At 64.4% G+C, this 26,612-nt stretch carries 28 protein-coding genes; 23 read left to right on the plus strand and 5 right to left on the minus strand.

The annotated features are described in order from the left end of the window. The first annotated feature begins 55 nt into the window (after nucleotides 1–55). Entirely contained in the window at nucleotides 56–1,141 is a 1,086-nt protein-coding gene (locus NYE40_RS03085; RefSeq protein WP_028598166.1) for a protein arginine kinase, read from the plus strand. After that, on the plus strand, nucleotides 1,138–3,600 hold the full coding sequence (gene clpC / locus NYE40_RS03090) for an ATP-dependent protease ATP-binding subunit ClpC (protein WP_028598167.1): 2,463 nt from the start codon (nucleotides 1,138–1,140) through the stop codon (nucleotides 3,598–3,600). The genes NYE40_RS03085 and clpC overlap by 4 nt, the downstream gene beginning before the upstream one ends. A gap of 159 nt (nucleotides 3,601–3,759) precedes the next feature. Here clpC and NYE40_RS03095 read toward each other — a convergent pair whose 3' ends face one another. Further along, the gene (locus NYE40_RS03095) at nucleotides 3,760–3,924 is read right to left on the minus strand and encodes a hypothetical protein (protein ID WP_153782737.1); all 165 of its coding nucleotides are present in this window, start codon (nucleotides 3,922–3,924) and stop codon (nucleotides 3,760–3,762) included. Between the two features lie 345 nt (nucleotides 3,925–4,269). Between NYE40_RS03095 and NYE40_RS03100 the strand changes: the two genes are divergently transcribed. From NYE40_RS03100 to NYE40_RS03115, 4 genes are all read left to right on the plus strand, one after another. Beyond that, the gene (locus tag NYE40_RS03100) at nucleotides 4,270–5,388 is read left to right on the plus strand and encodes an ABC transporter substrate-binding protein (RefSeq protein WP_228551245.1); all 1,119 of its coding nucleotides are present in this window, start codon (nucleotides 4,270–4,272) and stop codon (nucleotides 5,386–5,388) included. 33 nt (nucleotides 5,389–5,421) lie between these two features. Further along, nucleotides 5,422–6,426 (plus strand): ABC transporter ATP-binding protein, encoded by a 1,005-nt coding sequence (locus NYE40_RS03105; protein WP_153782738.1) that lies wholly within the window; start codon nucleotides 5,422–5,424, stop codon nucleotides 6,424–6,426. A 122-nt stretch (nucleotides 6,427–6,548) separates the two neighbouring features. Continuing rightward, nucleotides 6,549–7,562 (plus strand): ABC transporter permease, encoded by a 1,014-nt coding sequence (locus NYE40_RS03110; protein ID WP_339279293.1) that lies wholly within the window; start codon nucleotides 6,549–6,551, stop codon nucleotides 7,560–7,562. A gap of 67 nt (nucleotides 7,563–7,629) precedes the next feature. Beyond that, the gene (locus tag NYE40_RS03115) at nucleotides 7,630–8,994 is read left to right on the plus strand and encodes an LLM class flavin-dependent oxidoreductase (protein ID WP_028598170.1); all 1,365 of its coding nucleotides are present in this window, start codon (nucleotides 7,630–7,632) and stop codon (nucleotides 8,992–8,994) included. A gap of 186 nt (nucleotides 8,995–9,180) precedes the next feature. On the opposite strand, the gene NYE40_RS03120 is transcribed toward NYE40_RS03115, so the two are convergent. The 3 genes from NYE40_RS03120 to NYE40_RS03130 all read right to left on the minus strand — a co-directional run bounded on the left by NYE40_RS03120 (nucleotide 9,181) and on the right by NYE40_RS03130 (nucleotide 11,312). Further along, entirely contained in the window at nucleotides 9,181–9,339 is a 159-nt protein-coding gene (locus tag NYE40_RS03120) for a hypothetical protein (protein ID WP_153782741.1), read from the minus strand. 87 nt (nucleotides 9,340–9,426) lie between these two features. Beyond that, a complete protein-coding gene (locus NYE40_RS03125; RefSeq protein ID WP_339279294.1) occupies nucleotides 9,427–10,599 on the minus strand; it encodes a HAMP domain-containing sensor histidine kinase in 1,173 nt (390 codons plus the stop codon). Then, on the minus strand, nucleotides 10,596–11,312 hold the full coding sequence (locus NYE40_RS03130; RefSeq protein WP_339279295.1) for a response regulator transcription factor: 717 nt from the start codon (nucleotides 11,310–11,312) through the stop codon (nucleotides 10,596–10,598). The genes NYE40_RS03125 and NYE40_RS03130 overlap by 4 nt, the downstream gene beginning before the upstream one ends. A 130-nt stretch (nucleotides 11,313–11,442) precedes the next feature. Here NYE40_RS03130 and radA point away from each other — a divergent pair, with 130 nt between their 5' ends. From radA to pssA, 3 genes are all read left to right on the plus strand, one after another. Then, nucleotides 11,443–12,819, plus strand: a complete 1,377-nt coding sequence (radA, locus tag NYE40_RS03135; RefSeq protein ID WP_028598173.1) for a DNA repair protein RadA — start codon at nucleotides 11,443–11,445, stop codon at nucleotides 12,817–12,819. Nucleotides 12,820–12,835: 16 nt separating this feature from the next. Next, entirely contained in the window at nucleotides 12,836–13,912 is a 1,077-nt protein-coding gene (disA, locus tag NYE40_RS03140; protein WP_028598174.1) for a DNA integrity scanning diadenylate cyclase DisA, read from the plus strand. 108 nt (nucleotides 13,913–14,020) lie between these two features. Then, nucleotides 14,021–14,773, plus strand: coding sequence for a CDP-diacylglycerol--serine O-phosphatidyltransferase (pssA, locus tag NYE40_RS03145; protein WP_028598175.1), 753 nt, complete (start codon nucleotides 14,021–14,023; stop codon nucleotides 14,771–14,773). Nucleotides 14,774–14,853: 80 nt separating this feature from the next. On the opposite strand, the gene NYE40_RS03150 is transcribed toward pssA, so the two are convergent. Continuing rightward, nucleotides 14,854–15,249: a hypothetical protein gene (locus NYE40_RS03150; RefSeq protein ID WP_028598176.1), complete on the minus strand. Its 396-nt coding sequence runs from the start codon at nucleotides 15,247–15,249 to the stop codon at nucleotides 14,854–14,856. 226 nt (nucleotides 15,250–15,475) lie between these two features. Between NYE40_RS03150 and NYE40_RS03155 the strand changes: the two genes are divergently transcribed. From NYE40_RS03155 to rplK, 14 genes are all read left to right on the plus strand, one after another. After that, on the plus strand, nucleotides 15,476–16,585 hold the full coding sequence (locus tag NYE40_RS03155) for a PIN/TRAM domain-containing protein (protein ID WP_339279296.1): 1,110 nt from the start codon (nucleotides 15,476–15,478) through the stop codon (nucleotides 16,583–16,585). A gap of 193 nt (nucleotides 16,586–16,778) precedes the next feature. Continuing rightward, a complete protein-coding gene (ispD, locus tag NYE40_RS03160) occupies nucleotides 16,779–17,429 on the plus strand; it encodes a 2-C-methyl-D-erythritol 4-phosphate cytidylyltransferase (protein WP_339280011.1) in 651 nt (216 codons plus the stop codon). Then, complete coding sequence (ispF, locus tag NYE40_RS03165) at nucleotides 17,426–17,908, plus strand: 2-C-methyl-D-erythritol 2,4-cyclodiphosphate synthase (protein WP_028598178.1); 483 nt, start codon at nucleotides 17,426–17,428, stop codon at nucleotides 17,906–17,908. Before ispD ends, ispF begins: the two co-directional genes overlap by 4 nt. Nucleotides 17,909–17,950: 42 nt before the next feature. Continuing rightward, nucleotides 17,951–19,420 (plus strand): glutamate--tRNA ligase, encoded by a 1,470-nt coding sequence (gltX, locus tag NYE40_RS03170; protein WP_153782744.1) that lies wholly within the window; start codon nucleotides 17,951–17,953, stop codon nucleotides 19,418–19,420. A gap of 455 nt (nucleotides 19,421–19,875) precedes the next feature. Further along, nucleotides 19,876–20,589: a serine O-acetyltransferase gene (gene cysE, locus NYE40_RS03175; protein WP_052333082.1), complete on the plus strand. Its 714-nt coding sequence runs from the start codon at nucleotides 19,876–19,878 to the stop codon at nucleotides 20,587–20,589. Next, nucleotides 20,586–22,058: a cysteine--tRNA ligase gene (cysS, locus tag NYE40_RS03180; RefSeq protein ID WP_339279297.1), complete on the plus strand. Its 1,473-nt coding sequence runs from the start codon at nucleotides 20,586–20,588 to the stop codon at nucleotides 22,056–22,058. The genes cysE and cysS overlap by 4 nt, the downstream gene beginning before the upstream one ends. Beyond that, nucleotides 22,043–22,549: a ribonuclease III domain-containing protein gene (locus NYE40_RS03185; RefSeq protein ID WP_228551246.1), complete on the plus strand. Its 507-nt coding sequence runs from the start codon at nucleotides 22,043–22,045 to the stop codon at nucleotides 22,547–22,549. Before cysS ends, NYE40_RS03185 begins: the two co-directional genes overlap by 16 nt. Then, a complete protein-coding gene (gene rlmB / locus NYE40_RS03190) occupies nucleotides 22,539–23,312 on the plus strand; it encodes a 23S rRNA (guanosine(2251)-2'-O)-methyltransferase RlmB (protein WP_052333083.1) in 774 nt (257 codons plus the stop codon). Before NYE40_RS03185 ends, rlmB begins: the two co-directional genes overlap by 11 nt. Nucleotides 23,313–23,318: 6 nt before the next feature. Next, a complete protein-coding gene (locus tag NYE40_RS03195; RefSeq protein ID WP_028598182.1) occupies nucleotides 23,319–23,840 on the plus strand; it encodes an NYN domain-containing protein in 522 nt (173 codons plus the stop codon). A gap of 230 nt (nucleotides 23,841–24,070) precedes the next feature. Beyond that, nucleotides 24,071–24,721, plus strand: coding sequence for an RNA polymerase sporulation sigma factor SigH (gene sigH, locus NYE40_RS03200; protein WP_028598183.1), 651 nt, complete (start codon nucleotides 24,071–24,073; stop codon nucleotides 24,719–24,721). A gap of 331 nt (nucleotides 24,722–25,052) precedes the next feature. Next, complete coding sequence (gene rpmG, locus NYE40_RS03205) at nucleotides 25,053–25,202, plus strand: 50S ribosomal protein L33 (protein WP_084136916.1); 150 nt, start codon at nucleotides 25,053–25,055, stop codon at nucleotides 25,200–25,202. Between the two features lie 18 nt (nucleotides 25,203–25,220). Then, nucleotides 25,221–25,430, plus strand: a complete 210-nt coding sequence (gene secE / locus NYE40_RS03210) for a preprotein translocase subunit SecE (protein WP_028598184.1) — start codon at nucleotides 25,221–25,223, stop codon at nucleotides 25,428–25,430. Nucleotides 25,431–25,453: 23 nt separating this feature from the next. Continuing rightward, nucleotides 25,454–25,987, plus strand: coding sequence for a transcription termination/antitermination protein NusG (gene nusG, locus NYE40_RS03215; RefSeq protein ID WP_028598185.1), 534 nt, complete (start codon nucleotides 25,454–25,456; stop codon nucleotides 25,985–25,987). 94 nt (nucleotides 25,988–26,081) lie between these two features. Then, nucleotides 26,082–26,507, plus strand: a complete 426-nt coding sequence (gene rplK, locus NYE40_RS03220; RefSeq protein ID WP_021878535.1) for a 50S ribosomal protein L11 — start codon at nucleotides 26,082–26,084, stop codon at nucleotides 26,505–26,507. The last annotated feature ends 105 nt before the right edge of the window (nucleotides 26,508–26,612 follow it).

The following is a 26,612-nucleotide window of genomic DNA, read 5'->3' on the forward strand; positions in this document are numbered from 1 at the left end:
ATGGAGCAGAGGCGGATTCGATCTCGAATTCGCGAAGTCGAGAGGAGGATGGGATGTGGCAGCAGGCCGCTTTGCGCAAAACGCGCTGAGTGAATGGATGAAGGGCGAAGGCCCGGACTCCGATATCGTTTTCAGCAGCAGGGTGCGGGTGGCTCGCAACCTGAAGGGCTTTCCATTCCCGATCCTGGCTACGGGCCAGCATGCGGCGGAGGTCAAGAACAAGCTGATCGCCGTCGCCAAGGAAGGAAAGCTCGATGCCGTCGGCACGTTCGAGACGGTCGATCTGGCCGAGCTGAGCGAGCTGGAGCGCCGCGTGCTGGTGGAGAAGCATCTGATCAGCCCGGCGCTCGCCGGCGAGTCGAGAGCGGGAGCCGTCGTCGTCAGCGACAACGAGGCGATCAGCATCATGATTAACGAAGAAGACCATCTTCGCATTCAATGTCTATATCCGGGCTTCCAGGTGCAGGAGGCGTGGCGGCTTGCCAGCCGGATCGACGACATCTATGAAGAGGCAACGGAATATGCTTTCGACGAGAAGCGCGGCTTCTTGACGAGTTGTCCGACGAACGTCGGCACGGGCATCCGGGCGTCGGTCATGATGCATCTGCCGGCGCTCGTCATGACCCAGCAGATCAACCGCATTCTGTCGGCGATCACGCAGGTCGGCTTGGCGGTAAGGGGGCTGTACGGCGAAGGCAGCGAGGCGCTGGGCAACTTGTTCCAGATCTCGAACCAGATCACGCTCGGCCAGTCCGAGGACGAGATCATCGACAACCTGCACGGCGTCGTGCGTCAGATCATCGAGCATGAAAAGGCGGCGAGGCAGCGGCTGCTGCAGGAATCCAGGCTCCGCCTGGAGGACCGCGTGAAGCGCTCCTACGGCATCCTGTCGCATGCCGCGATCATGGATTCCAAGGAGTCCGCGCAGCGGCTGTCCGACGTGCGGCTCGGCATCGACCTGGGACTGATTGGCCACGTATCCCCGCAGGTTATGAATGAGTTGATGGTCATGACGCAGCCGGGCTTCCTGCAGCAGGCATTCGAGGAGAAAATGAATACGGAGCAGCGGGACATGCGGCGCGCGGAGCTTATCCGCGGGCAGCTGGCATCCCGATCCCAAGACGGAGGTGCTTACGAATGATGTTTGGACGATTCACGGAACGCGCGCAGAAGGTGCTGGCACTGGCCCAGGAAGAGGCGGTGCGGCTTGGACATAACAATATCGGCACGGAGCACATCCTGCTCGGCCTGATCCGCGAGGGCGAGGGCATCGCCGCCAAGGCGCTGATCGCGCTCGGCCTCGGTCTCGAGAAGATCCAGGACGAGGTGGAGTCGCTCATCGGACGCGGGCAGGAGCAGCCGAGCAACATCGCTTATACGCCGCGCGCCAAAAAGGTCATCGAGCTGTCGATGGACGAAGCCCGCAAGCTCGGCCATACGTACGTCGGCACGGAGCATATCCTGCTCGGCCTGATCCGCGAGGGCGAGGGCGTCGCCGCCCGCGTGCTGAACAACCTCGGCATCAGCCTCAACAAGGCGCGCCAGCAGGTGCTGCAGCTGCTCGGCAGCAGCGAGGCCGTCTCCAGCAATCACGGCGCTCCGGCGAACGTGAGCACGCCGACGCTGGACGGCCTGGCGCGCGACCTGACGGCATCCGCCCGCGAGAACAACCTCGATCCGGTCATCGGCCGCAGCAAGGAGATCGAGCGCGTCATCCAGGTGCTCAGCCGCCGCACGAAGAACAATCCCGTGCTGATCGGCGAGCCCGGCGTCGGCAAGACGGCGATCGCCGAGGGCCTCGCCCAGAAGATCGTCGCCAACGAGATTCCCGAAACGCTGCGCGACAAGCGCGTCATGACGCTCGATATGGGCTCGGTCGTAGCGGGCACGAAGTACCGCGGCGAGTTCGAGGACCGGTTGAAGAAAATCATGGATGAGATCCGCCAGGCCGGCAACATCGTGCTGTTCATCGACGAGCTGCACACGCTGATCGGCGCAGGCGGAGCGGAGGGCGCGATCGACGCCTCCAACATCCTCAAGCCGGCGCTGGCGCGCGGCGAGCTGCAGTGCATCGGCGCCACGACGCTGGACGAATACCGCAAGTACATCGAGAAGGACGCCGCGCTCGAGCGCCGCTTCCAGCCGATCACGGTCGACCAGCCGACGCCGGACGAGGCGATCCAGATCCTGCATGGCCTGCGCGACCGCTACGAGGCGCATCATCGCGTGAAAATTACCGACGAGGCGATCGAGGCGGCCGTCAAGCTGTCGGACCGCTACATCACGGACCGCTTCCTGCCGGACAAGGCGATCGACCTGATCGACGAGGCGAGCTCCAAGGTAAGGCTCCATACGTACACGATTCCGCCGGATCTCAAGCAGCTCGAAGGCCGGCTGGACGAAGTGCGCAAGGAGAAGGACGCCGCCGTGCAGAGCCAGGAGTTCGAAAAAGCGGCCGCGCTTCGCGATACCGAGCAGAAGATCCGCGAGGAGCTCGATACGACGAAGAACAGCTGGAAGGAAAAGCAGGGGCGCACCGATTCCGAAGTAACGCCGGACGACATCGCTCAGGTCGTCGCCGGCTGGACCGGCATCCCCGTCGTCAAGCTGGCGGAGGAGGAGACGCAGCGCTTGCTCAAGATGGAGGAGATCCTGCACGACCGCGTCATCGGGCAATCCGATGCGGTCAAGGCCGTCTCCCGCGCCGTGCGCCGCTCGCGCGCCGGACTCAAGGATCCGAAGCGCCCGATGGGCAGCTTCATCTTCCTCGGCCCGACGGGCGTCGGCAAGACGGAGCTCGCCCGCGCGCTGGCCGAGGCGATGTTCGGCGACGAGAACGCGGTCATTCGCATCGACATGTCGGAGTACATGGAGAAGCATTCGACGTCGCGTCTGGTCGGAGCGCCTCCGGGATACGTCGGTTATGAAGAGGGCGGCCAGCTGACCGAGAAGGTGCGCCGCAAGCCGTACTCCGTCGTCCTGCTCGACGAGATCGAGAAGGCGCATCCGGAAGTGTTCAACATTCTGCTGCAGGTGCTCGAGGACGGGCGTCTGACCGACTCCAAAGGCCGCGTCGTCGACTTCCGCAACACGCTTATCATCATGACGTCCAACGTCGGCGCCGATCAGATCAAGCGCAACTCGACGCTCGGCTTCACGGCGAGCCATGACGCGGGCCGCGAGTTCAACCAGATGAAGGACAAAGTGATGGGCGAGCTGAAAAAAAGCTTCCGTCCGGAGTTCCTGAACCGGATCGACGAGACGATCGTGTTCCACTCGCTCGATCAGGAGCATATCGCCCAGATCGTGACGCTCATGTCCGACGAGCTGCGCAAGCGGCTGCGCGAGCAGGAGGTGGACTTCGAGCTGACCGACAAGGCGAAGGAGTTCCTCGCCAAGGAAGGCTTCGATCCGGCGTATGGCGCACGCCCGCTGCGCCGCGCGATCCAGAAGCACATCGAGGACCGCCTGTCCGAGGAGCTGCTGATGGGCACGATCAAAAAAGGCTACATGCTCGTCATCGACGAGGAAGACGGCGGACTGACCGTCAAGCCTCATCCGGAGCATAAGCTTCCGGAGGAGGAGCCGGCCGCGAAATAAGCGGCGGCGAAGGCTGGCGGGGCCTGGCGCCCGGATCGCCGAAAGGCGCTTCGGGCGGAACAAGGTCAAGACGAATCGAAAAGGCCGCTCTCATTCCCGTTTCCGAGGAATGAGAGCGGCCTTTTTGGCGATCCTAGGGCAGAGGGGATCGGCGGTCCGCTAGACGAGGAACGGCAGCGCCAGCATGCCGAGGAAGCCTCCGCTGATGCTGAGCCAAAGCAGGGCGTAGCGGTCGCGCAGGACGCCTTTGCGAATGCAATGAAGCACCAGGCCGATAAAAAGAAGCGTCAGAGCGATAAGGGCGAGCTGAAGCAGATCGGACATGAGCGCATTCCTCCTGTTGCCGCTGCCGTGCGGGCACGGTCGGGCGGCCATTTGCTATCAGCATGGCCCAACGCAGAGCGAAATATTCGTATTGACGAAACGGAAAAGCGGTGCTATGATTCTTTTCATAGTAATTATATAGGAATTATAAACAATCGACCGGAGCAACCGGAGACGCAAGCCTGCAGCGCGAGAAGCCTGCCGCTATGCGTCTTTTTTGCTTATCGGAAGCGGAGCCGACCCTATGCTGAGGAGGCCTCCCGAGTACGGCTGCTTGGATGCGGCCGCGCCCGCGGAGGCTTTTGCCGTTTTCCGGCCGGTCTTGCGGGAGAGAGGAGCTTGGGGATGGAGCAGAAGCAAATGCAATGGAACGCGGCGGTTCAGGGAGCGGCTGTTGAAAAGAGGAACCGCAGAAGGAGCCGCACGGCTGCCGCGCTCGCCACGGTGCTGTCGGCCGCGGTGCTGCTGACCGGATGCGGCGGCAACGAGGAGAAGAAGGCTGTCGCCGCCGGCAAGGACGGAGAGCCGGAGACGCTGGAGCTGAGGTACCAGGGCTCGGTCGGATCGGTGACGTTTCCGGAGCTGGCCGAGGATCTCGGCTATCTGGCCCCGGTCAAGCTCAAGTGGATCGGCAATACGACGAGCGGCCCGCAGGACATCCAGACGGCGGCGACGGGCCAGTCCGACTTCGGCGGAGCGTTCAACGGCGCGATCATCAAGCTGATCTCGGCGGGCGCGCCGATCCGCTCGGTCATCAGCTACTACGGCATGGACGAATTGACGTACAACGGGTATTTCGTGCTGGAGGACAGCCCGATCCGCAGCGCCCGCGACTTGATCGGCAAGAAGGTCGGCATGAATACGCTCGGCGCCCATGCCGAATTCGTGCTCAAGGAGTACCTGAAGCGCGGAGGGCTCAGCGACGACGAGATCAAGCAGGTGACGCTCGTCGCGCTGCCGCCGGTCAATACAGAGCAGTCGCTGCGCGCGGGGCAGATCGATGTCGCCGTGCTTGGCGGCATCCTGCGCGACCATGCGCTGGAGCGGGGCGGAGTGCGCAAGCTGTTCAGCGATTTCGAGCTGTTCGGGGCGCAGAGCGCAGGCACGATCGTTTTTACGAAAAAATTCATCGCGGACAATCCGAACACGGTGCGCAAATTCGTCGAAGGCACGTCCAAGGCGATCGAATGGGCGCGCACGCAGCCGAGGGAGACGGTCATCCAGCGCGCTCAGGACATCGTGGCGAAGCGCGGCCGGGAGGAGAGCGGAGACAACCTGAAGTTCTGGAAATCGACGAGCGTCGCCGGCAAGGGCGGCACGATCCGTCCGGAGGAGTTCGAGATCTGGCGCAAATGGCTGGAGGCGAGCGGCGACAAGAAGGCGGCCGGCGTGAAGCTCGAGGACCTGTACACGAACGAGTTCAATCCCTACGCGGAGGAAGACGAGAAGGACACCGGCAAGTAAAACGGCCCAAGCCGAAAAAGGAGAGGGATGCGGATGAGCGAACGGCGGGAAGACGGCAAGCGGGAGGCTCGGCAGGCGGAAGGGCAGACGGAAGGGCAGGGCGAAGCGTCGGAAGCGGGAGCGAGAGGGGCGGCGGCGACACCGGGACTGGACCGGGAAGCGGAGAGCCGGGGAGCGGACGGAGCGTCCCCGACATCGGAACCGGTCCGGGAAGCGGCCAAGATCCGGTTTCAGGACGTGACGAAAAAGTTTCTCGTGCGCGAAGGCAAGGAGGTCAAGGAGTTCACGGCCGTCGACGGGCTCGATCTGGACGTGCGGCCGGGCGAGTTCATGGCGGTCGTCGGGCCGAGCGGATGCGGCAAGTCGACGCTGCTCGACCTGCTCGCCGGCCTGTCCCGCCCGACCTCGGGGCAGATCCTGCTCGACGGGCGGCCGGTGACGGGACCGGGCATGGACCGCGGCATCGTCTTCCAGCAATATGCGCTGTTTCCGTGGCGGACCGCGCAGGCGAACATCGAGTTCGGCCTGGAGGCGAAAGGAATCGGAGCCAGGGAGCGGCGCGAGCGGGCCCGTCACTATTTGGCCCTCGTCGGCTTGAGCGGCTTCGAGGGACGCTATCCGCATGAGCTGTCCGGCGGCATGAAGCAGCGGGTGGCGATCGCGCGCAGCCTTGCCTTCGATCCGGAGGTGCTGCTCATGGATGAGCCGTTCGCGGCGCTCGACGCGCAGACGCGCGAGAGCCTGCAGGCGGAGCTGCTCCGCATCTGGGAGCAGACGGGCAAGACGATCCTGTTCATCACCCACGGGATCGACGAGGCGGTCTATCTCGGCCAGCGGGTCGCCGTCATGACGGCGCGGCCGGGGCGCATCAAGCGGATCGTCGACATCCCGCTCGGGCGGCGCTCCGAGGAGGAGGATACGCGCTCCGCGGCGGCGTTCGGCGAGCTGCGGCACGAGATCTGGAGCGAGCTGCGCGAGGAGGTGCGGCTCTCGCAGTCGCAGGACGGCGCGCCGACGGAGGAGCGCGCCGCCAGGTAGCCTCCGGCGGCCGAGTGCCGGAGGCTTGCCCAGAGCGGATTTTCGGGCGGACCGGCTGACGGAGGAGCGGATAAGGGCGCGGACCGCTGCGGACGCGCCGACAAGCGAAGGGAGCGATGGCAATGAGCGTGAACAAAGCGGCGGCAAGAAGCATCCCGTCCCGGGCTGCGACAGCGCCGGAAGGCGCTGCGGCTGCGGGCCGGGAGACGGCCGGGGCCGGACGCGCCGCTGCGGCGGATCGGCCTGCGGCCGAGAGGCTGGAGGCGAGCCGGACGGGCGGGAGCAGAGCAGCGGCGACGGCCGAAAAGGCTGCGGCTGCGGTCGGAGCGTCCCGGCCTGCGGCGGCGCGGCGATCGGCCGCATGGACGATCGGCAAGGCGGCGGCAAAGGCGCTGCGGGGCTCGGCGGCGATCGCCGCGCTGGCTCTCGTCTGGGAGACGGCTCCCCGCCTCGGTCTGGTGGATGCGACGTTCCTGCCTCCGCTGTCGGAGGTGCTGAGGGCGTGGGGAGAGCTGGCCGTCTCCGGCTCGCTGCTGGAAAACTTCCAGGCGAGCATCGTCCGGTCGGTCAGCGGGCTGCTGCTGGCGGTCGCGATCGCGATCCCGCTCGGGCTGGCGATCGGCTACTCGCGGACGGCGGCGCTGCTGCTCGGGCCGGTGCTGGAGCTGTTCCGCAACACGGCGGCGCTGGCGCTGCTGCCTGTATTCATCCTGATCCTCGGCATCGGAGAAACGTCGAAGATCTCGATCGTGCTGTTCGCCTGCACCTGGCCGATCCTGCTCAATACGGTGAGCGGCGTGCGCGGCGTCGATCCGCTGCTCGTCAAGTCGGCGCGCTCGCTCGGGCTGCCGCCGTTCCAGCTGTTCTGGAAGGTCATCCTGCCGGCATCGCTGCCGTCGGTGTTCACAGGCATCCGGCTGGCGGGCGCCTCGTCGATTCTCGTGCTGATCGCCGCCGAGATGGTCGGGGCCAAGGCCGGGCTCGGCTACCTGATCAACTATACGCAGTACAACTTTCAGATTCCGGAGATGTACGCCGGCATCCTGACCATTTCCGCGCTCGGGCTGCTCATCAACCACGGGCTCGTGCTGCTGGAGCGCCGCTTCTCCGGCTGGAAGGCGAATGCCGAGCGCTGAAGAAGCGGACGGGATGGACGGCCGGCGCGTCGTCATGCAAGCCATCGAACGAGGAGGAACGATAGATATGGCAAGAAAAGAAAAGCTGCGCCTCGGCGCATTCCTGATGATTCCGGGTCATCATGTCGCTTCGTGGAGATACGAGCACAGCAACGCCGAGGGCGTGCTGGACTACGGCTTCTACCGGCAGGCGGCGAAGACGGCGGAGCGCGGCAAGTTCGACATGGTGTTCCTGGCCGATGGCTATGCCGTCCACGAGCGCTTCCCGCAGGCGCTGGAGCAGGCGGTGCAGGTGCGGCTGGAGCCGCTGACGCTGCTGTCGGCGCTGGCCGCGGACACGGAGCGGATCGGGCTGGCCGGCACCGTGTCGACGACGTACAACGAGCCCTTTCACGTCGCGCGCAAGTTCGCCTCGCTCGACTACATCAGCCGCGGGCGGGCCGCCTGGAACGTGGTGACGAGCAATACCGAGGACGAGGCGCGCAACTTCAGCCGCGACAAGCATCTGCTGCATGAGCTGCGCTACGAGCGGGCCGAGGAGTTCGTCGACGTCGTGCGCCGGCTGTGGGACGGCTGGGAGGACGGCGCGCTGCTGGCGGACAAGGAAGGAGCGCGCTTCGCCGACCGCTCGAAAATCCACCGGACCGACCATCAGGGCAAGTGGTTCCAGGTGCAGGGACCGCTCAACGTCGCCCGTCCGCCGCAGGGCCATCCGGTCGTCATCCAGGCCGGCGCCTCGGAGCCGGGCAAGGAGCTGGCCGCCCGCACGGCGGAGGTCATCTTCACCGCTTGGCAGACGCTGGAGGAGGCGCAGGCGTTTTACCGCGACGTAAAGGGCCGGCTCGCCCGCTACGGCCGGCAGCCGGCGGATTTGAAGATCATGCCGGGCGTCTTTCCGATCATCGGCCGCACGGAGGAGGAGGCGCGCGAGAAAAAGGCCCGGTTCGAGGAGCTGATTCCGGTCGAGGCCGGCGTCGCGCTGCTGTCGGGGCTGATCAGCTTCGACCTGAGCCCGTACCCGGTCGACGGGCCGCTGCCGGAGCTGCCGCAGCTGGAGCAGGTGAACGGCGGCAAGAGCCGCTTCCTGCTGCTCAAGGATATCGCCGACCGCGACGGGCTGACGATCCGCCAGCTGTACCAGCGCATCGCCGGGGCGCGCGGCCATCGCGAGATTCTCGGCACGCCGGCGCAGATCGCCGACCAGCTGCAGGAATGGTTCGAGAACGAGGCGGCGGACGGCTTCAACATCATGCCTCCTTACCTGCCGGGCGGGCTGGAGGACTTCGTCGACCTCGTCGTGCCGGAGCTGCAGCGGCGCGGCCTGTTCCGGACGGAATACGAAGGCGAGACGCTGCGCGACCGCCTCGGCCTGCGGCGTCCGGACAACAGCTTCGCCGTCAAGTCGGCCGGCAGCAGCGCGAGCGCCGGCTGAGCCGAGCTGGCTTGCGGCCGGCTGGAGGGCCCCTGAAGGGGAGCTCTCCAGCCGGCCTTTTGGCGTGCGCTGCTGCTGGTCCAGCCCGCAGCCCGCAGTCCAGCCCGCAGCCCGGCCAGCGTCCGGCGGCGGCTGACGGAAGCTGGCGCTGGTCGAGGCGCACGCCAAAGGGCCGATGAGGGCGCCTCAGCCCGGCAGCCATAGCGGAGAAAGGGCTCCAAGCAGCTGCGCGGCGGCGACGGCGGCCCAGAGCAGGCCGGCCGCGAGCGGACGGCGCCGGCTGCGCAGCTGCAGCGCCGCGCCGATCCCGAGCAGGATGGCGGAGAAGAGCAGAAAAGCTTGCATGCAGAAAACCTCCCGTCAAGAAGCGTCGATAGATCCAGTCTAATCGGCGCTTCTTAACGGGAGGCTTTTGAAGTTCTTAGGAAATTCTTAAAGCGGCAGGCGCACGATGAATTCGGTCCTGCGCTTCGAGCTGGCGGCCTCGATGACGCCGCCGTGCAGGTCGACGATGCTTTTGACGATGGCGAGGCCGAGGCCGCTGCCCCCGGTCTGCCGCGAGCGGGAGGCGTCGACGCGATAGAAGCGGTCGAACAGCCGCGGCAGATGGCTCGGCGGGATCGGCTCTCCGTAATTGCGGAAGACGACCTCGGCCATCGGCGCTGCGGTTTCGTTCGGCATCGCCGCCTGGTCCGCCGCTGCGTCAGCTTCTTCTTCATCCGGCGAAGCCGATCCGGCTGCCGGACGTACATAAATATCGACTGCGCCGCCGGAGGCTCCGTAGCGGATGGCGTTGGTCAGCAGATTTTCGAATACGCGCAGCAGCAGCTCCGGATCGGCCTGGACGAGCAGCGGCTGTCCGGACGGATGGACCCGGCAGGCCATGCCGGCTTCCTCCAGCAGCGGCTCGTACTCGTCGGCGAGCTGGCGCAGGAACGGATTCAAGTCGACCGGCTCCGCCTGCAGCGGCATCGACCCGCCCGCGACGCGCGTGTACTCGAACAGGTCGTCGATGAGCTTGCGCAGCACGAGCGCCTTGTCGTAGGCGATGTCGACGTACTGGCGCAGCTCCAGCTCGTCGCGGTAGCGGTCTTTCTGGATATATTCGAGAAAGCCGAGGATCGACGTGAGCGGCGTGCGCAGGTCGTGCGAGACGCCGGTGATGAGGTCGTTCTTGGCCTGCGCGGCCGACCGCTCCTCCTGCTGGGCGATGGCGAGCCGGCGAGCCATCTCGTTGACGCTGCGGGAGACGGCCCCGAGCTCGTCGGCGCTGTTGTCCTTGATGCGATGCGCCAGGTCGCCGCCGGCGATCTGCTGCAGCCCGTCCGTGATGGCGTCGAACCGCTGCAGGAAGCGGCGCGACATCCAGAAGAACAGGCCGAGGAACAGCGCCGTTCCGGCGGCGAGCATGATCGGCAAGGATCCGATGCCGTTGATGGCGGCGACGAGCAGGCGGGTAATGGGAAAGGAGCGGCTCGGGTTGTAGCGCAGCAGCAGCTCCGAGAGGAAATAGCCGAGCCAGACGAGCGCGGCCATCGCCGCCAGGCTGAGCGCGAAGCGCAGCAGCAGCTTCCACAGGAACGTCTGCAGCATGCGGGTCATCATCGGCCGAGCTTCTCCAGCTTGTAGCCGACGCCCCAGACGGTCTTGATGTAGCGCGGCTGCCTCGGGTCCGCCTCGATCTTCTCGCGCAGCTTGCGGATATGCACCATGACGGTGTTGGCCGACTCGTAGAACGGCTCCTGCCAGACGAGCTCGTACAGCTGCTCCATGCTGTAGACGCGGCCGGGGTGGCGCAGCAGCAGCTCCAGGATGCCGAACTCGCGCGGAGTGAGGCGGATCTCCTCGTCCTCGACGGTCACCTCGCGCGTCATCGTGTCGAGCGCGATGCCGTCATGGCGGAGCACCGTAGACGGCTGCGCCGCGGCGCCGGGCTCCGCCGGACGGAGGGCGGCATAGCGCCGCAGCTGGCTCTTGATGCGCGCGACGAGCTCGAGCGGGCTGAACGGCTTGGTCACATAGTCGTCGGCGCCGACGCTCAGGCCGTGGATCTTGTCGATCTCCTCGCTTTTGGCCGACAGGAAGATGATCGGCATCTGGCGGCGCTCGCGGATCGCGAGGCAGATCTCGATGCCGCTCGCGCCGGGCATCATGATGTCGAGCACGACGAGATCGACCGGCTCGCGCTCGATGATCGCCAGCGCCTCCTCCCCGCTTGAGGCGGTCCGCAGGCGCACCTTTTCCGATTGGAGATAGAGGCTGATGAGCTTGATGATCTCGGCTTCGTCGTCGATGATCAGCACCGTCTGCTCGTTCATAGGCGTTCGACTTCCTTTCGATCGGCCGCCTTTTCCGCGGCTCGATCAGCTTTTTTGCCCGTTCGCCTTTATGGAAGGGGCTTGAAATGGTAAACTTTGAAGGATACGTCATACGTTCAAGGAGCCTGATGTGGCCAAGGTAAAAATCAAGTTCGCCTGCACGTCGTGCGGCACGGAATCGCCCAAGTGGCTGGGCAAGTGCCCTGGCTGCGGCGAATGGAACACGATGGTAGAGGAAAAGGAAACGGTTGTCAAGACGGCCGGGGTCGGCTTGTCCGCCCCGATGTCCCGCGGGACGAAAGAAAAGCCGCGTTCCATCATAGATATCAATACGGGTCAGGAGCCCCGCATCGAGAGCACCATCGGCGAGCTGAACCGCGTGCTCGGCGGCGGCGTCGTGCCGGGCTCGCTCATCCTCGTCGGAGGCGATCCCGGCATCGGCAAGTCGACGCTGCTGCTGCAGGCATCCCATGCCTTGGCCGCGGCCGGACTCAAGGTGCTGTACATCTCGGGCGAGGAGTCGATCCGTCAGACCAAGCTGCGCGCCGACCGGCTCGGCGCGCTCGCCGAGTCGCTGTATGTACTGTGCGAGACCAATATGGAGCATATTAACGAGGCGATCGAGTCGGTTGGACCGGATTTCCTCGTCATCGACTCCATCCAGACCGTCTACGATCCGAGCGTGCCTTCGGCTCCGGGCAGCGTCGCCCAGGTGCGCGAATGCACGGCGCATTTCATGCGCTCGTCCAAGATCGGCGGCATCGCGACGGTGCTGGTCGGCCATGTGACCAAGGAAGGCGCCATCGCCGGTCCGCGCCTGCTGGAGCATATGGTGGACTGCGTCCTTTATTTCGAGGGAGAGCGGCATCATTCCTACCGACTGCTGCGGGCAGTCAAAAACCGCTTCGGCTCGACCAACGAGATCGGCATCTTCGAAATGGGCGAGGACGGCCTGCGAGAGGTCGCCAATCCGTCCGAGCTGTTCCTGTCGGAGCGCCCGCTCGGCGTCTCCGGCTCGACCGTCGTCGCCAGCATGGAGGGGACGCGCCCGGTGCTCGTGGAGCTGCAGGCGCTCGTCGCGCCGACGCATTTTCCGTCGCCGCGGCGGATGTCCGCCGGCTTCGACCATCACCGGATGGCGCTCATCATCGCCGTGCTGGAGAAGCGGATGGGCCTGTTCCTGCAGACGCAGGACGCCTATCTCAACGCCGCCGGCGGGGTGCGGCTCGATGAGCCGGCCGTAGACCTGGCGGCGGCGGTCGCCATCGCCTCCAGCTTCAAGGACGCGCCGACGAAGCCGGACGACGTCATTTTCGGCGAGGTCGGCTTGACCGGCGAGGTGCGCGCCGTGTCGCGGGCGGAGCAGCGGGTCAAGGAAGCGCAGAAGCTCGGCTTCAAGCGGGTGATCCTGCCGGAAAAGAGCCTCAAGGGCTGGAAGCCGCCTGACGATATCAAGATCGTAGGCGTCAATACGGTTGCGGAAGCGCTCCGCGCGGCGCTTGAATAGGGGGACTACCATACCGATGAAGGAAACCAAAGAGAACGAGATCACGAACCAGCTGCTGCAGCTGGTCGCGCCCGGAACGGCGTTCCGCGACGGACTCGACAACGTGCTGCGGGCCAAGACCGGCGCGCTGCTCGTCGTCGGCTACAGCCCGGAGGTGATGGAGGTCGTCGACGGGGGCTTTTCGATCAACTGCGAGTTCTCGCCGAACTATCTCTACGAGCTCGCCAAGATGGACGGCGCGATCATCCTCAGCGAGGACCTGAAGCGCATCCTTTATGCCAATACCCAGCTCATCCCCGACTCGTCGATTCCGTCGATCGAGACGGGCATCCGCCACCGCACCGCGGAGCGGGTCGCCAAGCAGACCGGACGGCTTGTCGTCTCGATCTCGCAGCGGCGCAACATCATCACGCTGTACATGGGCAGCCTGCGCTATTCGCTCAAGGACATGGGCGTCATCCTGACGAAGGCCAACCAGGCGATCCAGACGCTCGAGAAGTACAAGGCGGTGCTCAAGCAGTCGTTCACGAACCTGTCGGCGCTGGAGTTCGAGGAGCTCGTGACGCTGCAGGAGGTCGCGCATGTCATCCATCGCGTCGAGATGGTGCTGCGCATCAAGATGGAGATCAAGCGCTACGTCAACGAGCTCGGCACGGAAGGCCGCCTCATCAGCATGCAGATGGAGGAGCTGATCGGCGGCGTCGAGGAGGACGCCTGGTTCCTGCTGAAGGACTACGCGCGCGACAACAGCGACGAGCGGCTGCGCGAGGTGCGCGCGGGGCTCAAGAAGCTGAGCAACGACGAGCTGATGGACGCCCCGCATGTGATCCGGCTGCTCGGCTATCCGCAGGGCGCCGCGATCGCCGACGAGGCGGTGCAGCCGCGCGGCTATCGCCAGATGTACCGCATCCCGAGGCTGCCTCTGGTCATCATGAACAACCTGATCGAGCGCTTCGGCAACCTGCCGAACATCGTCATGGCGACGATCGCCGAGCTCGACGAGGTGGACGGCATCGGCGAAGTGCGCGCCCGCGCGATCAAGGAAGGGCTGCGCCGCATCCAGGATCAAATGTTCATTGACAGGCAAATCTGATTCCCCTAGAATGGGGGAATGCCATGCGGCCTGAATGGATGAACGTGGAAAAATTTCCATGCCTGACTTCAAGCTTCGCCGGGCATAGTAGAGATGAGGTGGAAGCAAGTGTTCGCAAAGTCGTTGCCGAGCCTTTTTACGATAGGAAACCTGTTCCTCGGGATTGTGTCGATCATTCTCGTGTTCAATGATAAACCGGAGATGGCGGCGATGATGGTCATCATCGCCATGCTGCTCGACGGCGTGGACGGACGCGTCGCCCGCGCGCTGGGCGTGACGAGCGAGTTTGGCAAGGAGCTCGATTCCTTGTCGGACGTCATCTCCTTCGGCGTCGCGCCGGCCTTCATCATGTACGTCGTCGCCTTCCAGGAGCTGAACTCCGACGCGGCCTCATGGATCGTCACCGCGATCTTCCCGATCTGCGGCGCGCTCCGGCTGGCTCGCTTCAACGTCGTCAGCAACGTCGCGCCGGGCTATTTCATCGGCTTGCCGATTCCGGCCGCGGGCGGCATCCTGGCGACGCTGGCGCTGTTCCACAACGACATCCAGCCATGGGTGCTCATGGCGAGCACGCTCGGCCTGGCGCTGCTCATGGTCAGCACGGTCAAGTACCCGAACTTCAAGAAGATCGGCCTGCCCAAGAGCGCGATCTGGAGCATCCCGGTCGTCGTCGGCATCGCCGTCGTGCTGGGCATCGCGTTCCCGGACCAGCTGAGCAAGATCATCTTCGTGCCGCTGCTCCTGTACGCGCTCTACGGCCTAAAAAAAAACGTTAATGTCCAAGGACGTCTTCGCCGCCGCCGCCGCGCGCAGGGCGACGAGGACCTCGAGGAGCGTCGCCGCAAGCGGCGCAGCGTCTAGGATCGCGAGATCCTCGAACGAAAAAAATCCAGGCATCCGCTGCAAGCGGACGGCCTGGATTTTTTGCTTTTCAAGCGGATCTAGGTGAGATTAAAGACGCCGAGCGTAGAGCACTTGTCGGATTCGGCCTTGACGACCTCGTCCAGGTCGATGTCCAGCAGGTTGCAGAGGGCGGACATGTAGAACAGGTTGCGGCCGAGCTCCGCCTTGAGCACGTCTCGGCAGTTCTCGCATACGGCGCCGTCCATGTGGGACTCGAGCAGCCGCTTGGCCGTCTCCAGCTCCGGCTCCTCGGAATAATGCTGCCTGGACGCCTGGATCTCGATGCAGCCGCATTCCGTGACGGCCTTGGCCACGGCGCGGTTCACCGCCGCTCCGGTCTGGCCGAACTTGGACAGCACGTCCAGCACGCTGCGGTGGCGCAATATCAGTTCCGATACCTGCTCCTGAAAATCGTGAAGCGTTGGTGCGCTCATCGTACCCACCTCTTTCGCGAAGGTTTCGTTTGAAGTAAAGGCTATCCCCATTATACAGCGCCTCCTTCCGAAAACAAAAAGCATTTGCCCATTATGAGAAATCCTTCATGACGTCAGGCAGCGGCTGCCGCCCTCCCTTTTCCATGCGGTCGCGCGCCGTGCCGCTCAGGCGGTTTAGCCTTTGCCGGATTGGAACATACTGGCTAATGGAGGTGGCGACTAAGCTATGGTAAAACGTATTCTGCAATTACTCGGACTTGTATTTGGCGGCATGCTGGGCTCCCAGGCGGGCATCGGCGCCGGAGGCAGCCTCCCGGCTGGCATGGGCTACAGCGCCTTGGCCGGGAGCTACGGCTCCATGGGCTATTACCTGGGACTTGCGGTCGGCGCGTTCTGCGGCCTGCTGCTCGCGACCGCGCTCGCCGGGCAGGCGCAGCGGCTACTCGGGGAAGGCGCGCGGCGAGCCGCCGAGCTGCCTGCGGCCGACCTGCTCGCCGGCGCGGCCGGACTGACCTGCGGCCTCGTGCTGTCGGCGCTGCTCTACCCGTCGGTCTCGCGCCTGCCGGAGTCGGCGGCGATGATCGTCCCCGCGCTGCTTACGCTCGGCCTCGGCTATGTCGGGCTGACGGTCGGCCTTCGCAAGAAGGAGGAGCTGACTGCCGGACTGACGGCGCTGCTGCAGCCGAAGGCGGCGCCGGAGCCGGAGAAGGTCGAGCCGGTCAACTTCGAGGAGCATAAGATCATGGACACGAGCGTCATCATCGACGGCCGGATCGCGGACATCTGCAAGACCGGCTTCATCGAGGGCACGCTCGTCATCCCGGAGTTCGTCCTGGAGGAGCTGCAGCATATCGCCGACTCGTCGGATCTGCTCAAGCGCAACCGCGGCCGCCGCGGCCTCGACATCCTGAACAAGATCCAGAAGGAGCTCGACGTCAAGGTGCTCATCTACGAGGGCGACTTCGAGGATGTGAGCGAGGTGGACAGCAAGCTTGTGAAGCTGGCGAAGCTGCTGCGCGGCAAGGTGCTGACCAATGACTTCAACCTCAACAAGGTGTGCGAGCTGCAGGGCGTGTCGGTGCTGAACATCAACGACCTCGCCAACGCCGTCAAGCCGGTCGTGCTGCCGGGCGAGGAGATCGTCGTGCAGATCATCAAGGACGGCAAGGAGCATGGACAAGGCGTCGCCTATCTCGACGACGGCACGATGATCGTTGTCGAGGGCGGACGCGACTACATCGGCATGACGATGGAGGTGCTTGTGACGAGCGTGCTGCAGACGTCGGCGGGAAGGATGATCTTCGCCAAGCCCAAGCTGTTGGAAAAAGCGCTGTAACGAGGTATGATAAGGAAATGAACGTTACAGCGGGATGTGAGCAAACATGAAGGACGGCAAGGAGCCGGCGAAGCGGGCTTCGGGGCTTCGTCCGCAGAGCGGGGCGGCCGCCGGCGAGGCTGCGGCTGAAGCGCCGGACGCTTCGGAGCCGCGCTGGGGAGCGGTCGTCGTCGCCGCCGGCCGCGGCACGCGGATGGGCACGGCCGAGAGCAAGCAGTTTCTCGAGCTCGGCGGCAAGCCGCTGCTGATCCATTCGCTGGAGCTGCTGCAGGGGATGGACGAGGTCGCCGAGATCGTGCTCGTGACCGGAGCTTCGGATGTGGAGCGGTGCCGCGACTGGTGCCGCTCCTATCGCTTGTCCAAGGTGGCGGCGGTGCTGGAGGGCGGCAGCGAGCGGCAGCACAGCGTGCGGCTCGGACTGCGCGGTCTCGGGACGGAGTGGGCGCTCGTCCACGACGGCGTGCGGCCGCTCGTCACCGCTGCCGCCGTGCGGGCCTGCCTGCAACGGGCCGAGCAGACGGGAGCGGCCGTGCTGGCCGTGCCGGTCAAGGACACGATCAAGCAAGCGGACGAGCACGGAGTCATCGTCGCCACGCCGGACCGAAGCAGCTTGTGGGCGATCCAGACGCCGCAGGCTTTTCGCCGTGTCCGGCTGCTGGAAGCCCATGAGCAGGCGCTTGCGAGCGGCTTTCTTGGCACGGACGACGCGATGGCGGTAGAGCGGCTCGGCGATCCGGTGTCGGTCGTCGAGGGCGAATATACGAACATCAAGATCACGACGCCGGAGGATCTCCCGTACGCGGAGTTCCTGCTGGCGCGGCGGGAGAGGGGAGCGGAATCATGATTCGGATCGGACAAGGCTTTGACGTGCATCAGCTGGTGGAGGGACGTCCGTGCATCATCGGCGGCGTGACGATTCCGTTCGAAAAGGGGCTGCTCGGCCACTCCGACGCGGACGTGCTGCTGCATACGGTGGCGGACGCGCTGCTCGGCGCGCTTGCGCTCGGCGACATCGGCAAGCATTTTCCCGACACGGACCCCGCGTTCAAGGACGCGGACAGCCTGAAGCTGCTAGAGCAGGTGTGGGGGCTGATCAAGGAGCGGGGCTGGCGCCTCGGCAACCTCGACTGCACGATCATCGCCCAGGCGCCCAAGATGGCGCCGCATATTCCGGCGATGGTCGAGATCATCGCGCGCGCGCTCGAGGCGCAGCCGGATCAAGTCAACGTCAAGGCGACGACGACCGAGAAGCTCGGCTTCCCCGGACGCGGCGAGGGCATCGCCGCGCAGGCGGTTGTCTGCCTCGTGCAGGGTGTGCTATGATGGCACTTATTTTAAGAGGCTGAACGAAAAGGGGAAACCGACATGGCACAAAACGAAGTCCGCGTCCGCTACGCGCCGTCGCCGACGGGACATCTGCATATCGGCAACGCGCGCACCGCGCTGTTCAACTACCTGTACGCCCGCCGCCACGGCGGCAAGTTCATCGTGCGCATCGAGGATACGGACGTCAAGCGCAACGTGGCCGGCGGCGAGGAGAGCCAGCTCAAGTTCATGGCCTGGCTCGGCATTACCTGGGATGAGAGCGTCGATGTCGGCGGCGGCTATGGCCCGTATCGGCAGACGGAGCGGCTCGACATCTACCGCGAATACTGGCAGGACCTGCTGGACCGCGGCCTGGCGTACCGCTGCTACTGCACCGAGCAGGAGCTCGAGCAGGAGCGCGAGGAGCAGGCCGCGCGCGGCGAGACGCCGCGCTACTCGGGCCGCCACCGCGACCTGACGCCGGAGCAGCAGGCCGCCTTCGAGGCGGAAGGCCGCGTGGCGAGCATCCGCTTCCGCGTGCCGGAGAACCGGACCTACGAGTGGAACGATATGGTAAAAGGCCTGATCCGCATCGACACGAGCGAGACGGGCGACTTCGTCATCGTCAAGAAGGACGGCATTCCGACGTACAACTTCGCGGTGGCGGTCGACGACCATCGGATGAAGATCTCGCATGTGCTGCGGGGCGAGGACCATATCTCCAACACGCCGCGCCAGCTCATGATCTACGAGGCGCTCGGCTGGGAGCCGCCGCTGTTCGCGCACATGACGCTGATCGTCAACGAGCAGCGCAAGAAGCTGAGCAAGCGCGACGAGTCGATCATCCAGTTCATCGAGCAGTACGAGCAGCTCGGCTACTTGCCGGAGACGCTGTTCAACTTCATCGCGCTGCTCGGCTGGTCGCCGGAGGGCGAGCAGGAGCTGTTTACGCGCGAGCAGCTCGTCGAGGCGTTCGACGCCGACCGGCTGAGCAAGAGCCCGGCGGTATTCGACACGAACAAGCTCGCCTGGATGAACGGCGAATACATCAAGCAGCTCGAGCTGCCGCGTCTCGTCGACCTGTGCCTGCCGCATCTGCAGCAGGCGGGCCGCGTCAGCGCCGAGCCGGACGCGCGCGAGCGCGAGTGGGCGGCCGACCTGATCGCCCTGTACCGCGAGAAGCTGCGCTGGGGCGCGGAGATCGTGCCGCTGACCGAGCTGTTCTTCCTCGAGTCGTACGAGGACGAGGCGGAGGCGCGCGAGGTGCTGGCGGAGGAGACGGTGCCGCAGGTGCTGTCGGCGTTCCTCGCGGGCATCCAGACGATCGAGCCGGAGGCTTGGAGCGAGGAGGGCGTCAAAGCGCTCATCAAGTCCGTGCAGAAGGAGACCGGCTGCAAGGGCAAGGCGCTGTTCATGCCGATCCGCGCCGCCGTCACCGGCCAGACGCACGGTCCGGACCTGAACCGCACGATCGTGCTGCTCGGACGCGGCAAAGTGGAAAGCCGCCTGCGCGCGCGCCTGCAAGGCTGAGCCCGGAGCGGGCACCTTGCGCTTTGCCGCTTATGGAGTATACTAAAGGTAATTCAAGCACCGATACCGACCGGCTTTGAACAGGATCGGATCGCCATGCCCGGGATTGCAGAGAGGACCTCCGCCATGCAGCCGGCCCGCCCGTTTTCGCGGCGCCGCCGAGTGCAGCGGCGGCTGCGAGAGGTCCATCCCGGCGGCGAATCCGCTGCACCTGCGAGCCTTGCTCCGAGCCCGCTCCCTGCGGTCCGCCACGCGGCCGACACAGGCGAGCCGGGGGTAGGCGGCAACGTCCGGCCTTCGTTACAGGCCCGAGAGTCAGGATTGTCCGCGCCGCGGACGGTTCTGAACCGCAGAGTGGAACCGCGCCATCGACGCCTCTGCAGCCCTTGGGCTGCAGAGGCTTTTTTTCATCCTGACGCACGTCCTGTCGTCAAGGCTGAATGGGGGGTAGAGACATGATTCGCCACATCAAATCCGATATTCGGGCCGTATTCGACAACGATCCCGCCGCGCGCAGCATTTTCGAGGTCGTCTTCACGTACTCGGGCCTGCACGCGATCTGGGCGCATCGGATCGCGCACGCGCTGTTCAAGCGCCGGCTGTTCACGCTGGCGCGCATCGTCTCGCAGGTGAGCCGGTTCATGACCGGCATCGAGATCCATCCCGGCGCCCGCGTCGGCGACCGGCTGTTCATCGACCACGGCATGGGCGTGGTCATCGGGGAGACCTGCGAGATCGGCGACGATGTCGTCATTTACCAGGGGGTCACGCTCGGGGGCACGGGCAAGGAGAAGGGCAAGCGTCATCCGACGATCGGCAGCAACGTCGTCATCGGCTCCGGCGCGAAGGTGCTCGGCTCGTTCCGGGTCGGCGACAACTGCAACATCGGGTCCAACTCGGTCGTGCTGAGAGAGGTGCCGGACAACAGCACCGTCGTCGGCAACCCCGGGCGCATCGTCAAGCGCAACGGCCTCAAGGTCGGGGATCGGCTGGACCATGCGAAGCTGCCCGATCCGGTCATCGAGATGTTCCGAAGCATGCAGAACGAGATCAATCTCCTGAGGACGCAAGTGAGCGAGCTGCGCGAGAGCGCGGCGGAGCGGGACGTCCGGGAGCATCATGAGCGGCAGGTCAGGCTGCCGGTAGGCGGAGGGGAGCAGCAGCGATGAGTCTGCAGATCTACAATACGATGAGCCGGAGGCAGGAAGAGTTCATCTCCCAGCAGCCGGGTAAAGTAAAGATGTACGTGTGCGGCCCGACCGTATACGACTATATCCATATCGGCAACGCGCGTCCGGCGATTTTTTTCGACGTCGTTCGCCGCTACCTGGAGGCGGTCGGCTATGAGGTCGACTACCTCGTCAACTTCACCGATGTCGACGACAAGCTGATCCGCAAGGCGGAGCAGCTCGGCACGACGGTGCCGGAGGTGGCCGAGCGCTTCATCGAGGCGTTCTACGAGGACACGGAGCGGCTGGGCGTGCGCCGGGCGACGCGCAATCCGCGCGTCATGGAGCATATTCCGCAGATCGTCGCCTTCATCGGCGAGCTGGTCGACAAGGGCGCGGCATACCCGAGCGGCGGCGACGTCTATTTCCGCACCAAGTCGTTCGCCGCATACGGCCAGCTGTCCCATCAAAACCTCGAGGAGCTGCAGCTCGGCATCCGCATCGGCATCGACGAGCGCAAGGAGGACCCGCAGGACTTCGTGCTCTGGAAAGGCGCCAAGCCCGGCGAGATCAGCTGGGAAAGCCCTTGGGGACCGGGACGGCCGGGCTGGCATATCGAGTGCTCGGCGATGGCCCGCGAATACCTGGGCGATACGCTGGACATCCACGGCGGCGGCCATGACCTGCAGTTCCCGCATCACGAATGCGAGTGCGCGCAGTCGGAGTCGCTGACGGGAAAGCCGCTGTCGCATTATTGGATGCACAACGGATTCATCAACATCGACAATCAGAAAATGTCGAAGTCGCTCGGCAACGGCATCACCGTGAACGAGCTGCTGAAGCGCATCAAGCCGGAGGCGATCCGCTACTTCATGCTGTCGGGCCATTACCGCGCGCCGCTCAACTTCAGCGACGACACGGTGGAGCAGGCGCTCGGCAGCGTGGAGCGCATCGCCAACTGCCGCGTCAACCTGGAGCATCGGCTCGGCGCCGTCGATCCGGACGGCTCCGGCGCAGCAGGCTGGCATGCGCGGCTGGACGCGCCGGTCGGCGCGCTGCGCTATGAGCCGCAGACGGGAGACGAGCCGCTCGACGGCCGGCTGCGGGGACTGCGCGACCGCTTCGCCGCCAAGCTGGACGACGACTTCAACACGCCGGACGCGATCACGGTCTGGTTCGAGCTCGTCGCCGAGGCGAATGCGCTGCTCAAGCTGCCGGTCGCCCCGGCCCCGGCGCTGCGCGCGCTGCTCGGCCTGATGGACGTCATGGACGACGTGCTCGGCCTGCTGCCGCGGGCGGACGAGGCGGCGGGACTGCTGGACGCCGAGGTCGACGCGCTCATCGCCGAGCGTACGCAGGCGCGCGCGGACAAGAACTGGAAGCGCGCGGACGAGATCCGCGATCTGCTGGCGGAGCAGGGCATCCTGCTGGAGGATACGCCGCAGGGCATCCGATGGCGGCGCAAATGAGCGGCGGCATCGATCCGAAGGCGGCCGGCGCCGCTCCGCTCGGTGAGCAGACGTTCCAGCCGCTGCCTTATGAGGCGCCTTCCAAGCGGCCCGAGCTGCTGAACCCCGTCGTGCTCGCCTATGCCGGCGATGCGGTGTTCGAGCTGCTCGTCCGCCAGCATCTCGTCGCCGGAGACCGGCTCAAGCCGCAGCAGCTGCATCGCGCCGCGACCGGCATCGTCTCGGCCAAGGCGCAGCGCCGCTGGCTCGAGCTGTGGGCGCCGATGCTCGACGAGGAGGAGCAGGACATCGTGCGCCGCGCGCGCAACGCCAAGTCCGGCCAGCCTCCGCGCAACGCCGATCCTCACGACTATCGCCTGGCCACCGCCCTCGAAGGGCTGGTCGGCTATCTATACTATCAAGGCCGGACCGAGAGGCTCCGGGAATTGATGGCGGCCGTGTTCGCAGCGCTCGAGGCGGACCGCCAAAAGGAGAACATGAATGAGCACTGACAAACCGAATCAAGAAACCGAGCCGGCGCAGGACTGGATCGCCGGCAAGCACCCTGTGCTCGAGGCGCTCCGCTCCGGGCGCGAGCTCAACAAGATCTGGATCGCCGATACGGTGCAGAAGCCGTCGGTCGGTCCGATTCTCGCCGAAGCGAAAAACGCCGGCATCGTCGTGCAGTTCGTCGACAAGCGCCGGCTCGACCAGCTTGGCCTCGGCGTCGCGCATCAGGGCGTCGTCGCCCAGGCGGCGGCGTACCGCTACGCGGAGGTGGACGAGCTGCTCTCGCGGGCCAAGGGGAGCGGCCGGCCGCCGCTGCTGCTCATCCTCGACGAGATCGAGGACCCTCACAACCTGGGCTCGATCCTCCGTACGGCCGAATGCACGGGCGTGCACGGCGTCATCATTCCGAAGCGCCGCTCCGCCGGCCTGACCGCGACCGTGTGGAAGACCTCGGCCGGAGCGGCCGAGCATGTGCCGGTGGCGCGCGTGACCAACCTGGCGCAGACGATCGAGACGCTCAAGGAGGAGGGCATCTGGATCGCGGGCGCGGACGTCAGCGCGAGCCAGGACGTGTACCGGACCGACTTCAACCTGCCGCTCGCGCTCGTCATCGGCAACGAGGCGAAGGGCATGGGACGCCTCATCCGGGAGAAATGCGACTTCCTCGTGAAGCTGCCGATGCTCGGCCAGCTCAATTCCCTCAACGCCTCCGTCGCCGCCGGCGTGCTGATGTACGAGGTCGTGCGGCAGCGCGGGAGCGTCTAGTCCGCCGTGGCACGGCAGCCGGACGTCCTGCTGGTGGACGGCTACAACATCATCGGCGCCTGGCCGGAGCTGGAGCGTCTCAAGGAAGCGAACCTCGAGGAAGCGAGGGAGCGGCTGCTCCATCTGCTCGCCGATTACCAGGGCTTCACCGGCATGGAAGTTTATGTCGTGTTCGACGCCCATCAGGTTGCGGGCAGCCGTTCCGCCTACAAGCAGCATAAGATCACGGTCGTCTTCACCAAGGAAAAGGAGACGGCTGACGAATGCATCGAGCGCTTGTCCGGGGAGCTGCGCAAGCGCAGCCGGAGCATCTACGTCGCGACGTCGGACTCCGTCGAGCAGCATGTCGCCTTCGGCAAGGGCGCTCTCCGGCTGTCCGCGCGGGAGCTGCAGCTGGAGCTCGACCAGAACCGGCGGCAGATCGCCCGCTCGCTGAAGGACGATACGCCCAAAAGCCGCAATACGATCGACGGAAACCTCAGCCTGGACGCCCGGATGAAGCTCGAACGGATGAGGCGCGGAGAGTGACAATCGTCATTGCGTTAAAAACATGTAAATAAAATTGCCGCGGAGATAGCGGTTTCAATCCATTCGAGCCCGATTCCAACCACTTTTATCCATTATAGAACGCTCGTTTGCGTTGACGATGTCAAGAGACGTCTTGTATACTTGGCTTATTCTTTTTTGGGAAATATGACCGCCATCAAATGCTACCAATAGACTAGCTGTGCACGCTTTGCAGGCCGGAGGGATTGTTTGTGAGCATCGACCTCAGAGAATGGAGTACGCATGATTATGACTGCCGAACGGATGAGGACGTCGTCGAGGCGGTGCGCATAGGCGACAGCGAAGCGCTGGAATATCTGATCAACAAGTACCGGAACTTTGTCCGGGCCAAAGCCCGCTCGTACTTCCTCATCGGCGCCGACCGGGAGGATATCGTGCAGGAGGGCATGATCGGACTCTACAAGTCGATCCGCGACTTCCGCGGGGACAAGCTCGCTTCCTTCAAGGCGTTCGCCGAGCTGTGCATCACCCGGCAGATCATTACGGCCATCAAGACCGCGACCCGCCAGAAGCATATTCCGCTCAACTCCTACGTTTCTCTGGACAAGCCCATCTACGACGAGGATTCCGACCGTACGCTGCTGGACGTCATCTGCGGCACGCGGGTCAGCGATCCGGAGGAGCTCCTCATCAATCAGGAGGAGTTCGTCGGGCTGGAGGACAAGATGTCCGAGATTCTCAGCGATCTCGAGCGCAAGGTGCTCATGCTGTATCTCGACGGACGCTCGTACCAGGAGATCGCCGTCGATCTGGACCGTCACGTCAAGTCCATCGACAACGCCCTTCAACGGGTGAAGCGCAAGCTGGAGAAGTACTTGGAGCTGCGCGACGTCAGCATCTGAACCGCCGGCCCTCGAGCCGGCACGACCCTGCGGGGTCTTTTTTTGTTATAGAATTCTATGAGACTGTCGATACTGGTACGGCGAGGAACAGCTGCGGGCGGATTCGGAAGACCCGATGCTTTCATTTTCCGGTCCCGGAGCGAGCGCGGGCGAGAGGCGACTTCGCGCGCGCGGCGCGGCTTCCCGGCGCTGCCGGCCCCTAGGAATTGCGTTGACATGCAAGAATCCCGTATGATAAGGTACTTAGAGTGACTCGGATCAGGCCTGAGGCCTCTTTGAGTCCGTTCGCACGTTGTGCGGCATTCATTTATGCGATCGGGAGGTGACTTTAATGCGGGTTATCATTACCCTGGCTTGCACGAGCTGCAAGCAGCGGAATTACACCAACACCAAGAACAAGCGTAATCACCCCGACCGTATGGAGATGAGGAAGTTCTGCAAGTTCTGCAATGAACACACTCCTCACCGCGAGACAAGATAGTCATGGAGGTGGGACCAGATGGCTTTTCTTGCAAGGATCAAGCAGAACTTCGGGTCAACATTCGGTTTCTTCGCAGACAGCTGGGCTGAGCTTAAGAAAGTACGCTGGCCAAACCGTAAAGAGTTGACAAGCTATACGCTCGTCGTGCTCGTGACGATCGTGTTTGTGACGATTTACTTTTGGCTTCTTGACATCGGGATCTCGTCATTGGTTGAACTGATCGTTTAAGAAGGGTCCAAAGGTGGATTGGAATGGAAAAACGATGGTATGTGGTTCATACTTACTCGGGCTATGAGAACAAGGTGAAGGCCAACCTCGAGCGCCGCGTCGAATCCATGGGCATGGAGGACAAGATCTTCCGCGTGCTTGTTCCGATGGAAGAAGAGATCGTGAACAAGGACGGCAAGAAGAAGACCGTCATGCGCAAAGTCTACCCGGGCTACGTCCTGGTAGAGATGATCCAGACCGACGATTCGTGGTATGTCGTCCGCAATACGCCCGGCGTAACGGGATTCGTAGGCTCGACCGGATCCGGCTCCAAGCCGACGGCGCTGCTTCCTGAGGAAGTGGACGCGATCCTCAACCATATGGGGATGTCGGAACCGAAGCCGAAGATGGAGTTCGAGCTCAAGGAAACCGTGCGCGTGACCGTGGGTCCGTTCGCCAATTTTGTCGGAGTCATCGAAGAGATTCAGCTCGACAAAAACAAGCTCAAGGTGCATGTGAACATGTTCGGACGGGAAACCCCGGTTGAACTTGACTACACGCAGGTCGAGAAGGTATAATGAACCGGTTGTTTCCGGCTTTCCAGGGGTTCTCTGGAGGTCGGGGCGCGAGCGATCGCGCAGCGTTATAGTTGGATCGCAGGAGGTGTAACTCATGGCAAAAAAGGTCATCAAGCTGGTCAAGCTGCAAGTTCCGGCAGGCAAAGCCAACCCGGCTCCGCCAATCGGTCCTGCACTCGGTCAAGCAGGCGTCAACATCATGGCGTTCTGTAAGGAATTCAACGCGCGTACGGCGGATCAAGCCGGCCTGATCATTCCGGTCGTCATCACCGTATTCGAAGACCGTTCCTTCACGTTCGAGACGAAGACTCCTCCAGCTGCCGTACTGCTCCGCGTAGCAGCAGGCATCGAGAAGGGCTCCGGCGAGCCGAACAAGAAGAAGGTCGCTACGGTCAACCGTTCCAAGGTTCGCGAGATCGCGGAACAAAAAATGCAGGATCTCAACGCTGCATCCGTAGAAGCTGCAATGCGCATGGTCGAAGGTACCGCCCGCAGCATGGGCGTCACGATCGTCGACTAATCGCGTCCGGCGATCTCGGATCGCCGCCCTGAGCGGAACGATCGGTTTCGCTGTGGGAGGAGCGCCTGCTAGCAGCGCGTTCCGCTACTTACCACACAAGGAGGA

The sequence above is a fragment of the Paenibacillus sp. FSL W8-1187 genome, from assembly GCF_037965485.1.
Lineage (GTDB): Bacteria > Bacillota > Bacilli > Paenibacillales > Paenibacillaceae > Paenibacillus_O > Paenibacillus_O pasadenensis.